Origin of the sequence: Kitasatospora sp. NPDC094015 (genome assembly GCF_040304075.1) — a bacterium.
Lineage (GTDB): Bacteria > Actinomycetota > Actinomycetes > Streptomycetales > Streptomycetaceae > Kitasatospora.
Genome location: NZ_JBEOUL010000043.1, coordinates 1 through 13,965, shown reverse-complemented (window position 1 = coordinate 13,965; position 13,965 = coordinate 1). Strand labels below are relative to the sequence as shown.

At 74.7% G+C, this 13,965-nt stretch carries 11 protein-coding genes; 3 read left to right on the top strand and 8 right to left on the bottom strand.

The window, feature by feature from the left end; translation table 11 throughout:
• Nucleotides 1–43 precede the first annotated feature (43 nt).
• The 4 genes from ABT014_RS31370 to ABT014_RS31355 form a co-directional block, all read right to left on the bottom strand.
• Nucleotides 44–1,273 carry a beta-ketoacyl synthase N-terminal-like domain-containing protein gene (locus tag ABT014_RS31370; RefSeq protein WP_350642746.1) on the bottom strand — a complete coding sequence of 410 codons (1,230 nt, stop codon included), beginning with the start codon at nt 1,271–1,273 and terminating at the stop codon, nt 44–46.
• Nucleotides 1,270–2,535: a beta-ketoacyl-[acyl-carrier-protein] synthase family protein gene (locus ABT014_RS31365; protein ID WP_350642745.1), complete on the bottom strand. Its 1,266-nt coding sequence runs from the start codon at nt 2,533–2,535 to the stop codon at nt 1,270–1,272. Before ABT014_RS31365 ends, ABT014_RS31370 begins: the two co-directional genes overlap by 4 nt.
• Entirely contained in the window at nt 2,532–2,972 is a 441-nt protein-coding gene (locus ABT014_RS31360; protein ID WP_350642744.1) for a cupin domain-containing protein, read from the bottom strand. The genes ABT014_RS31365 and ABT014_RS31360 overlap by 4 nt, the downstream gene beginning before the upstream one ends.
• Nucleotides 2,973–3,051: 79 nt before the next feature.
• Nucleotides 3,052–4,143, bottom strand: coding sequence for a SchA/CurD-like domain-containing protein (locus ABT014_RS31355; RefSeq protein ID WP_350642743.1), 1,092 nt, complete (start codon nt 4,141–4,143; stop codon nt 3,052–3,054).
• Between the two features lie 362 nt (nt 4,144–4,505).
• Between ABT014_RS31355 and ABT014_RS31350 the strand changes: the two genes are divergently transcribed.
• Nucleotides 4,506–6,173 (top strand): FAD-dependent oxidoreductase, encoded by a 1,668-nt coding sequence (locus tag ABT014_RS31350; protein ID WP_350642742.1) that lies wholly within the window; start codon nt 4,506–4,508, stop codon nt 6,171–6,173.
• A gap of 25 nt (nt 6,174–6,198) precedes the next feature.
• Here ABT014_RS31350 and ABT014_RS31345 read toward each other — a convergent pair whose 3' ends face one another.
• The 3 genes from ABT014_RS31345 to ABT014_RS31335 all read right to left on the bottom strand — a co-directional run bounded on the left by ABT014_RS31345 (nt 6,199) and on the right by ABT014_RS31335 (nt 10,670).
• A complete protein-coding gene (locus tag ABT014_RS31345) occupies nt 6,199–7,704 on the bottom strand; it encodes an MFS transporter (RefSeq protein ID WP_350642741.1) in 1,506 nt (501 codons plus the stop codon).
• 98 nt (nt 7,705–7,802) lie between these two features.
• Nucleotides 7,803–10,004, bottom strand: coding sequence for an MMPL family transporter (locus ABT014_RS31340; RefSeq protein WP_350642740.1), 2,202 nt, complete (start codon nt 10,002–10,004; stop codon nt 7,803–7,805).
• A gap of 129 nt (nt 10,005–10,133) precedes the next feature.
• Nucleotides 10,134–10,670: a DUF6197 family protein gene (locus tag ABT014_RS31335; protein WP_350642738.1), complete on the bottom strand. Its 537-nt coding sequence runs from the start codon at nt 10,668–10,670 to the stop codon at nt 10,134–10,136.
• A 149-nt stretch (nt 10,671–10,819) separates the two neighbouring features.
• Between ABT014_RS31335 and ABT014_RS31330 the strand changes: the two genes are divergently transcribed.
• Both ABT014_RS31330 and ABT014_RS31325 read left to right on the top strand, forming a co-directional pair.
• A complete protein-coding gene (locus ABT014_RS31330; RefSeq protein WP_350642735.1) occupies nt 10,820–12,637 on the top strand; it encodes a S9 family peptidase in 1,818 nt (605 codons plus the stop codon).
• Nucleotides 12,634–12,957 (top strand): hypothetical protein, encoded by a 324-nt coding sequence (locus tag ABT014_RS31325; protein ID WP_350642733.1) that lies wholly within the window; start codon nt 12,634–12,636, stop codon nt 12,955–12,957. The genes ABT014_RS31330 and ABT014_RS31325 overlap by 4 nt, the downstream gene beginning before the upstream one ends.
• A 62-nt stretch (nt 12,958–13,019) precedes the next feature.
• On the opposite strand, the gene ABT014_RS31320 is transcribed toward ABT014_RS31325, so the two are convergent.
• Nucleotides 13,020–13,805, bottom strand: a complete 786-nt coding sequence (locus ABT014_RS31320) for an SURF1 family protein (protein WP_350642731.1) — start codon at nt 13,803–13,805, stop codon at nt 13,020–13,022.
• Nucleotides 13,806–13,965 lie beyond the last annotated feature (160 nt).

The window sequence follows — 13,965 nt, the reverse complement described above, 5'->3', positions numbered from 1 at the left end:
GTGTTCTCCTTGTCGGATCGGTCGGGCCGCCCTCGGGTCCGGATCAGGGCCGGCGCAGCACCAGGGCCGCGTTGGAGCCCATCAGCCCGCGGCTGAGCACCAGGGCGGTGCGCAGTTCGCCGGTGCGCGGGTAGCCGGTCACCAGGTCCAGGTCGTGGCAGACGTCGGTGACGTTGGGGGTGGGCGGTACCAGGCCCTGTTCCATCGCGAGCACCGCGGCAGCCGCGTCGATCAGCGGTGCGCCGCAGTACGCCCGGCCGATGCCGGCCTTGGGCGCGGTGACCGGGACGCGGGTGGCGTGCCCACCGAGCGCGTCGGCGATGGCGAGGGCCTCGGCGCGGTCGGCCTCGGGGACGCCGAGGGCGTCCGCGAAGACCACGTCGATCTCGTCGGGGGCGCAGTGCGCCTCCTCCAGCGCGCCGCGGATGGCGTGCGCGAGCCCCTCCCGGGACTCCGCCCAGCGCGAGGCGCCGGTGAAGGTGGCGGCGTGGCCGGCCAGGACCGCCCGGATCCGGGCGCCCCGGCGGCGGGCCGCGTCCTCGGCCTCGGCCACGAACATCGCGCCGCCCTCGGCGGGCACGAAGCCGCCGGCCTGCGCGCTGAACGGCAGGTAGGCCCGGTCGGGGTCGTCGGCGAGGCTGAGTTCGCGGTAGCCGAGCTGGCAGACCATCGAGTACGGCGCCAGCGGTGCCTCGGCGGCGCCGACCACGAGGGTGTCGGTGCCGCGCCGGATGGTCCGGACGGCGTGCGCGAGGGCGTCGAGGCCGCCGGCCTCGTCGCTGGCGACCACCGCGCACGGGCCCTTGAAGCCGCCGCGGATCGAGATCTGGCCGGTACTGGCGGCGTAGAACCAGGCGATCGACTGGTACGGGCCCACGAAGTGCGGGCCCTGGCCCCAGAGGTTCTGCAGCTCGCGCTGGCCGAACTCGCCACCGCCGGAGCCGGCCGCGGTCACCACGCCCACCGCGAACGGGTCCGCGGGGTCTGCGGTGAGCCGGGCGTCCTCCAGCGCCAGGTCGGCCGCGGCCATCGCGTAGTGCGTGAAGCGGTCGGTCTGGACGAGGTAGCGGCCCTCGATGGCGGCCTCGGCGTCGAAGCCGTGCACCTGGCCGGCCACCCGCAGGGGCATCTGCTCGCAGCCCTCGCGGGTGATCGGCCCGAGCGCGGTGGCACCCTCCCGGGTGGCCTTCCAGAAGTCGTCGGCGCCGACGCCGTTGGGCGCGATGACGCCGACGCCGGTGATCACGGCACGGCGGTCGGTCCGGGTGGTCATGCCGTCACCCCCTCACGTCGCAGGACGACCGCGGACTGGAAGCCGCCGAACCCGCTGCCGACCGACAGCACGTTGCGCAGCGGGAGCGAGCGGGCGGTCCTCGGCACGTAGTCGAGGTCGCACTCCGGGTCCGGGGTCTCGTAGTTGGCGGTCGGCGGGACGACGCCGTTGTCCAGCGCCAGGGCGCAGGCGACCAGTTCGATGGCGCCGATCGCGCCGAGCGAGTGCCCGACCATCGACTTGATCGAGCTCATCGGCGTCTCGTAGGCGTGGGCGCCGAGCGAGCGCTTGACGGCCGCCGTCTCGTGGCGGTCGTTCTGCTTGGTGCCGGAGCCGTGCGCGTTGACGTAGTCGATGTCTCGGCTGTCGACCCGCGCCTGGTCGAGCGCGCTGTCGATGGCCTCCGACATCTCCCGGCCCTCCTGGGTGAGGCCGGTCATGTGGTACGCGTTGCCGAACGTCGCGAACCCGCTGACCTCGCAGTAGATCCGGGCGCCCCGGCGGCGGGCGTGCTCCAGCTCCTCCAGGATCAGGACGGCGCCGCCCTCGCCGAGCACGAAGCCGTCCCGGTTGGCGTCGAACGGGCGGGAGGCGTGCGCGGGGTCGTCGTTGCGCTCGGAGGTCGCGTGGATGGCGTCGAAACAGGCCACCGTGATCGGGGAGATCGGCGAGTCCGAGGCACCGGCGACGCACACGTCGGCCCGGCCGTCCTGGATGCTCTGGTAGGCGTAGCCGACCGCGTCCAGGCCGGAGGTGCAGCCGGTGGAGACGGTCTGGACCGGTCCGTGGGCACCGCTCCGCTCGGCGACCGCGGAGGCGAGCGTGCTCGGGGCGAACGCCCGGTGCAGGTGCTGCTCGGCCTTGCGGTGGTCCACGTCCCAGCGTGCGCCGCCGGCGCTGACCAGGGCGTAGTCGTGCTCCAGCCGGGTGGTGCCGCCGACCGCGGTGCCCAGCGAGACCCCGATCCGCCACGGGTCCTCGGCGGCGAGGTCGAGGCCCGAGTCGCGGACCGCCTCGGCGGCGGCGACCAGGGCGAACTGGACGTAGCGGTCGGCGCGGGCGATCTGCTCCGGGTCAAGCCCGCAGGCGAGCGGGTCGAAGTCGCACTCGGCGGCGATCCGGGAGCGGAACCCGGTGGGATCGAACAGGGTGATGCCGCGGGTCGCCGTCCGGCCTGCGGTGAGCAGGTCCCAGAAGGCGCGGACGCCTACGCCGCCGGGGGCGACGATGCCGATCCCGGTGACCGCGACGCGCCTGGTCACGAGTTCACCCGGGCGTGTTCCGGCGGCGCGGCCCGGTGCGACTCCCCGGCGTGGGTCTCCTCGGTGTCCACGTGGCCGAGCTCCGGCCGGGGGGCGAGCGGGCCGAGGTGGAAGACCATCCGGGCCTCGGTGTCGCCGACGTTGCGGAAGCGGTGCTTCATGTTGAGCGGGATCATCAGCCCCTGCTCGGGGCGCAGCCGGTGGGCGACCCCGTCGAGGTCCACCTCCAGGTCGCCGCAGACGACGTAGACGAACTCCTCGGAGTACGGGTGGTAGTGCTCGCCGATCCGGTCGCCCGGCTGGACGATGGCCAGGCCCATGAACCCGCTGGTGGCGCCCACGGTGGTCGGGGTGAGCATGGCGCGCAGGTCGCCGCCGCGGCGGCGGTTCGGCTCGGCCTCGTCGACGTGCACGATGCGTGGGAACTGCGTGGTCATGGTGCTTCCTCCAAGATGGCTGGCTGGAACGGCTCCTGAGCGGCCGGTGGCCGCTCGGAGCGCGGGCTGACGGGCGGGATCAGGCGTCCTTCGAGGTGCGGTCGGTGACCAGGTCCATCCGGCACTCGCCGAGGAATCCGGCCAGCCCGGCGGCGTCGTCCAGGTCGTGGCCGGCCGGCTCGACCAGCCGGGCCAGCAGGCCGGCCACCCGCGGGCCGTCGACGCCGAGCGCCAGGGCGGGCACGGACTCCGCCGGTGCCAGCAGGTCGACCACCCGGACCACCATGTCCTCGCGCTGGAACAGCGTGGCGGCCACCAGCGCGCTGCCCGGCTCGGCCACCGCCTGCTGGTCCTGGCGGGCCAGCAGGCCGGCCACCGCGGCGCCGCAGCCGCTGCGCACGGGGTAGGCGAGCGCGTACCGGGTGACCTGCGCGGACGGCTGCTGCGGGGCGGCGACGTGGTGCACGGCGGGCAGCGCGGCCCGCATGAAGAAGGCGCGGGCGGACTCCGGGTTGTCGAGGTCGCGGGCCTCCTCCAGGTACGGGTTGACGGCCTCCTCGACCGCGCGGACCTCCGGCTGCACCGCGACGTGGCGCAGCGCGGCGCCGAGGTCTCCGGCGACCTCGACGGCCCGCACCACCCGGTTGCCGCGCAGGAAGAGCGAGGTGCGCAGGAGGCGGGTGTGGTCGTCCACCCGGGCGGCCGGGGAGCGGTAGCCGGCGAGGATCTCGGCGACCTTGGCCTCGCTGCCGGGCTTCACGGTGAAGGTGAGCGCGTGCCGGACGGTGCCGTCGGTGACCGGGGCGGGGCCGTCGAAGGTCCGGTCGCCGGCGGTCTCCCGCATGATGTTGTACCGCAGCGAGCGGGTGTCCCGGACGCAGCCGTGCAGCGGCTTGACCATCTCGCGGTGGGCCTCGCTGTCGACCCACGCCAGGAACGGCTGCGCGCTCTCCCACTCGCTGGTGATCAGCCACTGCGAGGGGTCCTCGATCGACTGGCAGAGCTGGTCGCTGACGTGCCCGGGGACGGCGGCCACCTGGTGGCGGAGCTGCTCGTAGGCGTCGAGGAAGCGCTGCTGGGTGCCGTCCATGATGTCGCAGAACAGCACCACGCGAAGCCGCGAGGTGGTGAGGGGCTGGGGCCGCGATACGGGTTCGGTCAGGGTCGTCATGATCCACTTTCTCCTTGGGAGGGACGGGCGGCCGTCGCGGCCCGGTACGCCTGGCGGGTGGCGGTGCGTCCGGCCCGGGGCCGGGCGGATCCGCCCGGACGGCGTGCGGCCGGTTCCGCTGCGGTGTTCTGATGCGGCGTCCGATCGGACGCCCGGTCAGGTGGCCGACCGGCCGTCCGAGGCCGCCGGGTCGCCGCCCGTGAGGCCTGAGCTCGATCGTGGGCCGCCGACCCGTGCGGCGCGAGGGCTGGAAGCCATCCGAGCGAAAACCACGGACATGACATCCCTCGCCGAGCGTCCGGGCCGTCGGCGCCGGAGTCTGTAACGGAGACGCATGGTCCCGTAGAGATCTGGAGCAATCGATGAATTCGAAGGTCAGCGACCGGGTGCCGGTCCTCGTCGTGGGCGGCTCGCTGGTGGGGCTGTCCGCCTCACTGTTCCTCGGCCGCCTGGGTGTCCGGCACCTGCTGGTCGAGAAGCACGCGGGCACCTCGCACCACCCGCGCGGCCGTGGCAACAACGTCCGCACGATGGAGCTGTTCCGGGCCGCGGGCGTGGAGCAGGCGATCCGCGAGGCGGCTTCGGTGCTGGCCGAGAACCACGGGATCCTGCAGGCCGACACCCTCACCGGGGCGGACCAGGAGTGGCTGTTCAAGGAGATCGACCCGGGTGGCGCGCTGTCCCGGTTCAGCCCGACCGGGTGGTGCCTGTGCAGCCAGAACGACCTGGAGCCGGTGCTGCTCCAGCACGCCCGGGCGCTCGGCGGCGATCTGCGGTTCGGCACCGAGCTGATGGAGTTCGAGCAGGACGCCGACGGGGTGACGGCGGTGCTGCGCGACCGGGCCACCGAGGAGCTGCGCACGGTGCGCGCCGACTACCTGATCGCCGCCGACGGCCCGCGCAGCCCCGTACGGGAGCGGCTGGGCATCGGCCAGGAGGGTCCCGGCGACCTGTTCCACAACGTCAGCATCACCTTCCGCGCGAAGCGGCTGGCGGACGTGGTCGGCGACCGCCGCTTCATCGCCTGCTACCTGACGAACCCGCAGGGCGACGGGGCGCTGCTACCGGTCGACAACCAGGAGCAGTGGGTCTTCCACGCCCCCTGGCACCCGGAGCACGGCGAGCCGCTGGAGGACTTCACCGACGAGCGCTGCGTGAACCACATCCGCACCGCGGTCGGCGTGCCGGACCTGGAGGTCGAGATCACCGGGAAGGCGCCGTGGCACGCGGCCGAACGGGTGGCCCGCAGCTACCGCGAGGGGCGGGTCTTCCTGGCCGGCGACTCGGCCCACGAGATGTCCCCGACCGGCGCGTTCGGCTCGAACACCGGGATCCAGGACGCGCACAACCTGGCCTGGAAGCTGGCCGCGGTGCTGGCCGGCTGGGCCGGCCCCGACCTGCTGGAGACGTACGCCCAGGAGCGCCGGCCGGTGGCGCAGGCGACCGGGGCGCGGGCCTCGGCGCGCTCCGCCGAGCACCGGCACCCGGGCTACGCCGCCGTCCCGGGGGTGGGCCGGCAGAAGAACGTGCTGGCGGTCGCGCTCGGCTACCGCTACCCGGTGGGGGCGGTGGTGGGGACGGATCCCGAGCTGTCGCCGGTGCCGGAGGGCTTCGAGGCGAGCGGTGACCCGGGCACCCGCGCCCCGCACCTGTGGGTGCGCCGGGCCGGGGTCCGGCTCTCCACGCTGGACCTGTTCGAGGACTCGATGGTGCTGCTCGCCGGGCCGCAGGGCGGTGCCTGGACGGCCGCGGCGGCGCGGATCGCGGCGCGCACCGGGATCCCGCTGGCCGCGTACCGGATCGGGGCCGAGCCGGAGCACGAGCTGGCGCCGGAGGCCGGGCCGGAGTGGGCCGAGGCCTACGGCAGCACGGCCGATGGTGCGGTGCTGGTCCGCCCGGACGGGTTCGTGGCCTGGCGCTCGGACGAGCGGGGCCCGCAGGCCGGGGCGGAGCCGGCCCAGGCGCGGGCGGCGCAGGCGGAGGCGGTGCTGGAGGAGGCGCTGCGGGCGGTGCTGCACCCGGCGGGCTGAGCCCGGGCGGCGGCGGGCGTGCGGTTCAGCGCTCGTCGCCGCTGAGGCTGCCGGTCCGGGTGGACTCGGCGGTCCCGGTCGCGGCGCGCTGGCGGGCCCGGCCCGCCAGCGCGTCCGCGAGGGTCACCAGCAGGGCCAGCAGCACGAAGCCGAGCGCGACCAGCAGTCCGCGCTGGAAGGCGCCCGCCCAGTCCCCCGGGTGGGCGCCGACCTGGGAGAAGAACACCGAGCCGACGGCCGCGATGCCGACCGCGGAGCCGATCCGCTGCGCGGTCTGCAGGACGCCGCCGGCGCTGCCGGCCCGGGCCACCGGGACCCGGCTGAGCGTCAGGGTCTGGTTCGGGGAGACCACCAGGCCGCTGCCCACGCCGGCGAGCAGCAGCGGCGCGGCGGTCGCCCAGCCGACCTCCCGCCCGGACCACAGGTGGACCGCCAGCGCCGCCGCGGACAGGCCGGTCACCACCAGGACCAGGCCGCAGGTCACCACCAGTTGCCCGTACCGGTGCACCATCCGCCCGCCGACCGTGGCGGCCACCGCCGAGCCGAGGGCGAACGGGGTGATCGCCAGCCCGGCCAGCAGCGCGCTGTAGTGCCGGCCGCTCTGCAGGTAGAGGCTGAACACGAAGAAGATCGCGGTGAAGCCGGCGAAGTAGACCAGGGAGAGCAGCACGCCCAGCGAGTAGGAGCGGGCCCGGAACAGGCTCATCCGGACCACCGGCTCGTGGTCGCGGCCGTAGCGCAGCTCCCAGCCGGCGAAGGCGACCAGCAGCACGGCGGCGGCGATCAGCAGCAGCCATTTGGCGTCGCCCTGCCACTGCTGCTCGACGAAGGGCAGCAGCAGGAGCAGGGTGCCGGCGCCGAGCAGCAGGACGCCGACCGGGTCGAAGTCGCCCCGGCGGCGCGGGCCCGGCACGGCGGTCCGCTCGGCCGGCTTGCCGGGCAGCAGCCGGTAGGCGGCGGGCAGCGCGATCAGGCCGATCGGGAGGTTGACGTAGAAGACCCACCGCCAGCCCTCGGCGGCACCGAACGCCTGGATCAGCAGGCCGCCGAGCAGCGGGCCGACCGCGGTGGAGACGCCGATCGTGGTGCCGAGCATGCCGAACGCCCGGCCGCGCTCCTCCCCGGCGAACAGCTGCTGGATGAAGCCGGAGACCTGCGGCACCAGCACGCCGCCGGCCAGCCCCTGGACCAGCCGGGCGCCCACCAGCCAGCCCTCGTTCTGGGCCGCCCCGGCGACCGCGCTGGCGGCGGTGAACAGGGCGAGCCCGGTCATGAAGACCGCGCGCCGGCTGCGGGCGTCCCCGAGCCGCCCGGCCGGCACCAGCACCAGTCCGAAGGCCAGCGCGTAGCCGGAGAGCACCCACTGCAGGCCGCTGTCCGACATCCGCAGCCCGGTGCGCACGGACGGCAGCGCGACGTTGACGATGCTGATGTCGAGCAGGGTCATCGAGCCGGCCAGCAGGCACACCGAGAGGGCCTGCCAGCGGCGCTCGGAGGCCGGGCCGGCGTCGGTCGGGGCGGGTGCGGTCACGGTGCGGCCTTTCGGGGGTACGGCCGTCGGGGGGTGCGGCCATAGGGGGGTGCGGCCTTCGGGGGTACGGCCGTCGGGGCCGGGGTGGTGGCGGGCCGTCAGCCCTCGGGGCTGAGGTGCGGCAGCAGCCGGTCGAGCCAGCGCGGCGTCCACCAGGCCGACTTGCCGAGCAGGGTCATCACGGCGGGGACGAGCAGCAGGCGCACCACGGTGGCGTCGACCAGCACGCTGACCGCGAGTCCGAGGCCCAGCATCTTGATGACGATGTTGTCGCTGAGCACGAACGCCGCGAAGACGGAGAACATGATGAGCGCGGCGCAGCTGATCACCCGGGCGGTGATCTCCAGCGCGTGCGCCACGCTGGCCTTGCTGTCGCCGGTCCTGGTCCAGGCCTCGTGCACCCGGGAGAGCAGGAAGATCTCGTAGTCCATGCTCAGGCCGAAGACGATCGCGAACATCATCATCGGCACGTAACTCTCGATCGGCACCTTGCCGTTGACGCCCAGCGCCGGCCCGCCCCAGCCCCACTGGAAGACCGCGACCACCACGCCGTACGAGGCGGAGATCGACAGCAGGTTGAGCACGGCGGCCTTGAGCGCGACCAGCGGGCCGCGGAAGACCACCAGGATGATCAGGAAGGCCAGGCCGACCACCACCGCGATGATCAGGGGCAGCCGGGCGGAGACGATGTCGAGGAAGTCGACCTGCCCGGCCGTGCTGCCGGTGACGTAGCCGGTGGCCGGGGTGCCCGCCAGCGCCTTCGGCAGGACGGTGTCGTGCAGGTTGTTGACCAGGTGGGTGGTGTTCTCGTCCTGCGGCACGGTGCTGGAGTAGACCGTGCCGAACAGCACCTCGCCGTCCGGGGTCTGCTGCAGCGGGGTGACGCTGGAGGCGCCCGGCAGGCCGGTGATCGCCTGCTGGACGGTGGCCTGCTGGCCGGCGCGGTCGCCGGCGGCCACCGAGGTCTGGTCGATCACCACCGTCAGCGGGCCGTTGGAGCCGGGCCCGAAGGCGTCGGTCATCAGGTCGAAGGCGCGGCGGTCGGTGAAGGAGGTCGGGTCGGCGCCGTCGTCGATGTGGCCGAGCTGGATCGAGAACAGCGGGATGGCCAGCACGCCGATCACCACCAGGCCGCCGATCAGGAAGGTCCACGGCCGGAACTCGACCCGGCGGGCGTACCGGTGCCAGAAGCCCTGGCCCTCCTCGCCCGGGGCGCCGGAGGACTCCGCGACCAGGGTGCGGACCCGGAAGCGGTCGATCCGGGGGCCGAGCAGGCCGAGCAGCGCCGGCAGCAGGGTGAGCGCGCCCAGCACCGCGGAGACCACGGTCACGGCGGCGGCGAGGCCGAGCTTGGAGATGAAGGTGACGCCGGAGGCGGAGAGGCCGCTGAGCGCGACGATCACCGTGCAGCCGGAGACCAGGACCGCCCGGCCGCTGGTGGAGACGGCGCGGCCGGCCGAGAAGACCGGGTCCATGCCGTCCATCAGGTCCTGGCGGTGACGGGTGATCAGGAACAGCGCGTAGTCGATGCCCACCCCCAGCCCGATCATGGTGGCGAGGGTCGGCGAGACGGTGGCGAAGGTGGAGAGCCTCGCCAGCAGTCCGAGGCAGGCCAGGCCGACGATGACCCCGATCAGCGCGGTGACCAGGGGCAGGCCGGCCGCGATCACGCTGCCGAAGCCGATCAGCAGGACCAGGATCGCCACCGCGAAGCCGATCGCCTCGCTGGTCCGGTCGTCCGCCGGGGGCCGGGCGAGTTCGCCCAGCGAGCCGCCGTACTCCACGTCCACGCCGGCCGCGCGCAGCGGGGCGACCGCGTCGTCGACGCCGGTCAGGTAGGGATCGCCCAGGGTGCTGGGGTTGGAGTCGAAGCGGACCGTGATGAAGGCGGTCTGCCCGTTGGCGGACAGCGGGCCGGTCGCCGAGGAGGGCACCGAGAGCGGGTTCTGCACGGAGGAGACGTGCGGCAGTTGCTGGAGGGCCGTGACCACCTGCGAGATCTGGCTCTGGAAGGTGCTGAGCGGCTGGGCGTCGTTCAGCACCACGGGCGAGCTGTAGCCGCCGATCGAGGGGTCGTGGTCCTGGAGGACGTTCTGGCCGATGCTGGACTGCGTCCCGGGGAGCGCGAAGTCGTCCGAGTACTCGCCGCCGAACAGCCGGTTGACCGCTTGCAGGCCGCCGAGCGCGACCAGCCAGACGAGGATCACCACCAGCCAGTGCCGGGCGCACCAGGATCCGAGCCGCCAGAGCACCCCGGTGCTGTTCTCGGGGGCGGCGGGCGTGCGGGGCGGGACGGACATGCGCTCTCCCGGACGGCTGCGGCACCGACCCCGCGGTCGGCGCCGGACTCGGTCGTTTTTCCGACCATACGTACCGTCAGGACGTGCCCCGCCGTGACACACTCCGCCGGACGGGTGGCCCGGTCGCGGTCAGATGCCGAGGCTCGCGGCCCGGGTGGCCGCCTGGTCGAGCAGCCGGTGCACGTCCGCCTGCGTGGTGCCGGCGGCGTCGTTCCAGGCGTCCGGGGAGCTGACCGGCCGCCCGGTGGCGTGCAGCACCTCCATCACCTGGGTGCGGGCCCGGCGGGCGGTGTACGGGGTGCCGTAGCCGTGCGCGAGGACGGCGGCCTGGGCACCGAGCAGGCAGACCCGGCCCTGCTGGTCCCACATCGCGCCCTGCAGCCAGCCGTGGGCGGTCAGGTAGCGGGTGGTGAGCCGCAGGTGGCCGGCGACCGTGACCTCGACCGGACGGGCGGGCCGGCGGGCGAGGCGGTCCAGCACCGTCCGGCGGGGCAGCGGGTACCCGGCGTACCAGGGCAGCAGGGTGCGGCCGAGCGGGCAGACGTACGGCAGCGGCGGCCGGGCCGGGCCGGGCAGCGAGGCCAGGTACGCCTCCACCTCGGCGGCGAGGCCGGAGTCGGCGACGGTGAGCGTCAGCCGGTCGCGGCTCGGCAGGGTGACGGTCATGAATGCGCTCCCTTTGTCCCGTTTTGGTGGCATTCATTGATAACCCGGGCGCCCGTGGACGGCTCGTCAGGGCCGGCGGCGCCGCGTGTCCGGTGACGGTCCGTGCCGCAGCGTTCCGCTACCCGTCGCGGATCGGGTTGGATGGGGACATGAGCGAGGAGACGAGCGCCGTACCGGCGTGGGAGCAGCGGTTCCGGGCGGCGCGGGTGTCACTGCCGGACTGGGCCGAGGACGCCCCCGAGCGTGCGCTGTACGTGTCGAACGCCACCGGGACCTTCGAGGTGTACGCCTGGGACCGGTCGGCCGACAGCCACCGCCGGGCCACCGAGCGGCCGAACGGCACCACCGACGCCGAGCTGAGCCCGGACGGCGAGTGGATCTGGTGGTTCGACGACACCGACGGCGACGAGCTCGGCGTCTGGCGCCGCCAGCCGTTCGGCGGCGGCCCGGACGAGGAGGCCGTGCCCGGCGTGCGCGCCGCGTACTCGACCGGCCTGGCGCTGGGCCGGGACGGCACCGTGGTGGTCGGCACCTCCGGCGAGGAGGAGGGCACCGAGGTCTACCTGCGCCGTCCCGGCGCCGACGCGGCCGAGGTGGTCTACCGGCACGCCGAGTACGGCGGCATCGGCGACCTCTCGTACGACAGCTCCCTGCTGGCCGTCGAGCACACCGAGCACGGCGACGCGATGCACGCCGCGATCCGGGTGATCCGCACCGCGGACGGCGCCACCGTCGCCGAACTGGACGAGGTCTCCGACCGCCCCGACCCGCGCGGGCTGGCCTGCCTGGGTTTCGCCCCGGCGGTGGGCGACACCCGGCTGCTGGTCGCGCACCAGCGCCGCGGCCGCTGGGAGCCGGTGGTCTACGACCTCGCCGACGGCACCGAGACCGAACTGGTGCTCCGCGACGAGCAGGGCCAGGAGTTCCCGGGCGACCTCTCGGCCCAGTGGCGGCCGGGCGCCGACGCCCTGCTGATCGAGCACGAGTACGAGGCCCGCAGCGAGCTGTTCTCGTACGGGCTCGCGGACGGCCGGCTGACCAGGCTGGACACCCCGCGCGGCACGGTCGCCGGGGCCACCGCCCGTCCGGACGGCACGGTCGAGTTCCTCTGGTCCTCGGCCGCCGAGCCCTCCGCCGTCCGCTCCACCTCGGGCGCCGTGGTGCTGCGCGCCCCCGGCCCGGTGCCGCCGGGCTCGGTGCCGGTCGAGGACGTCTGGGTGGACGGGCCGGGCGGCCGGGTGCACGCGCTGGTCCAGCGCCCGGACGGGCCGGGCCCGTTCCCGACCGTCTTCGAGGTGCACGGCGGCCCGACCCACCACGACAGCGACTCCTTCGCCGCCGGCCCGGCCGCCTGGCTGGACCACGGCTTCGCGGTGGTCCGGGTCAACTACCGCGGCTCCACCGGCTACGGGCAGGCCTGGACGGACGCGCTGCGCGAGCGGGTCGGCCTGATCGAGCTGGAGGACATCGACGCCGTCCGCGCCTGGGCGGTGGCCTCCGGGCTGGCCGACCCCGCGCGGCTGGTGCTCTCCGGCGGCTCCTGGGGCGGCTACCTGACCCTGCTGGGGCTGGGCGTGCAGCCGGAGCACTGGACGCTCGGCCTGGCCGCCGTCCCGGTCGCGGACTATCTGACCGCGTACGCGGACGAGATGGAGGCGCTCAAGTCGCTGGACCGCACGCTCTTCGGCGGCACCCCGGAGGAGGTCCCGGACCGCTGGCACGCCTCCTCGCCGCTCAGCTACGTCGAGCGGGTCAAGGCGCCGGTGTACATCTCCGCCGGGGTGAACGACCCGCGCTGCCCGATCCGGCAGATCGACAACTACGTGCAGCGGCTCGGCGAGCTGGGCAAGGTCCACGAGGTGTACCGGTTCGACGCCGGGCACGGCTCGCTGGTGGTGGAGGAGCGGATCAAGCAGCTCCGGCTGGAGATCGACTTCGTCCGCCGCCACCTCGGGGAGCTCGGATGACCCGGCCCGGCCGCGGCGGCGCCGCCCTGGCGGTCGCCGTGGTGCTCACCGTGCTGCTGACCGCGAGCGGCTGCGCCTCCGACGACTACTCCGACTGCGCGCAGGCCTTGGCGGCCCCGGAACTCGCGCTGGCCAAGAGCAGCAAGGGCGGGAGCAGCGGCGGGAGCAGGAGCAGCGGGAGCAAGAGCTCCTCGAAGAGCTCCAAGACCAGGACGGTGCACCACCACACCACCTCGCGCAGCGGCAGCAGCGACGGCGGGGGCTGCGGGACGGCCCCCACGCCGACCCCGTCGTTCGGGCTGCCGAGTCCCAGCCGGTAGCGGGCCGCGCCGGGGTCGGGCCCGTGAAGGGTCCGGCCCCGGCGGGCGCCTCCCGCCGGGCGTTACGCCGGTTCCAGGCCGAGCGCCCGGTCCTCGGCGGCCTCCGCCTCGCGGCGGACCAGGCGGAACCACATGAAGACCACGAAGCCGGCGAAGACGAACCACTCCAGGGTGTAGCCCAGGTTCTGGAACGCCCGCAGGCTCAGCCCCCCGCCGCCCTGCGGCTGGACCGTCGGCACCGCGGCCAGCCCGGCCGGCGGCTCGTCGGCGGCCAGCCAGCCGTCGTACACGGGGTAGGGCAGCACGTTGAGCAGGGTGGCCGGGCCGATGGTGCCGAGCTGCCCGGTGGGCAGGCCGCCGGCGACCGCGCCGCCGCTGCCGGCGTTCTCGGGGGCCTGGAGCCGGCCGGTCACGCCGACCGGGCCGCCGGGCGCCGCCGGCACGGCCGGTGCGCTGCCGGGCTGGCCGGCGGCCCAGCCGCGGACCACCGCGACGGCCCGGCCGTCCGGGGTGCGCAGCGGGGTCAGCACGTAGTAGCCGGCGCGGCCGTCCACCGTGCGGTCGGGCACCAGCAGCTGGTGGGCGGTGTCGTACTCGCCGGTGACCCGGACCGTCCGGCCGACGGTTTCGGTGCTCACCCTGGCCTGCGCGCCGGCCAGCACGGAGTCGAGCGGGGCGGCCGGGGCGGCGGCGGCCGCGGTGGCCGAGCCTGCGAGTTCGCGGTGGGTGCCGAGCCGGTCCTCGAACCGCCCGAGCTGCCAGGAACCGAGCAGCAGGCAGACCACGATGGCGACCAGGCCGACGGCGGTGCCGCCCAGCCAGCGCGGGGTCAGGAGAAACCGGTACACACCCCCCACGGTAACCAGTCCTCACGCCGCTCCCGCCGCCGGGTCACGCGGTCCCCGGCGCCGGGGCGCTAGGGCTTGTCTGACAATTCGCGTCGGATGAGCGCGCGGCGGTGGGCGCCCGGCTGGGCGTGCCGGCGAAGCGTCCTCGTACTGGACGTAC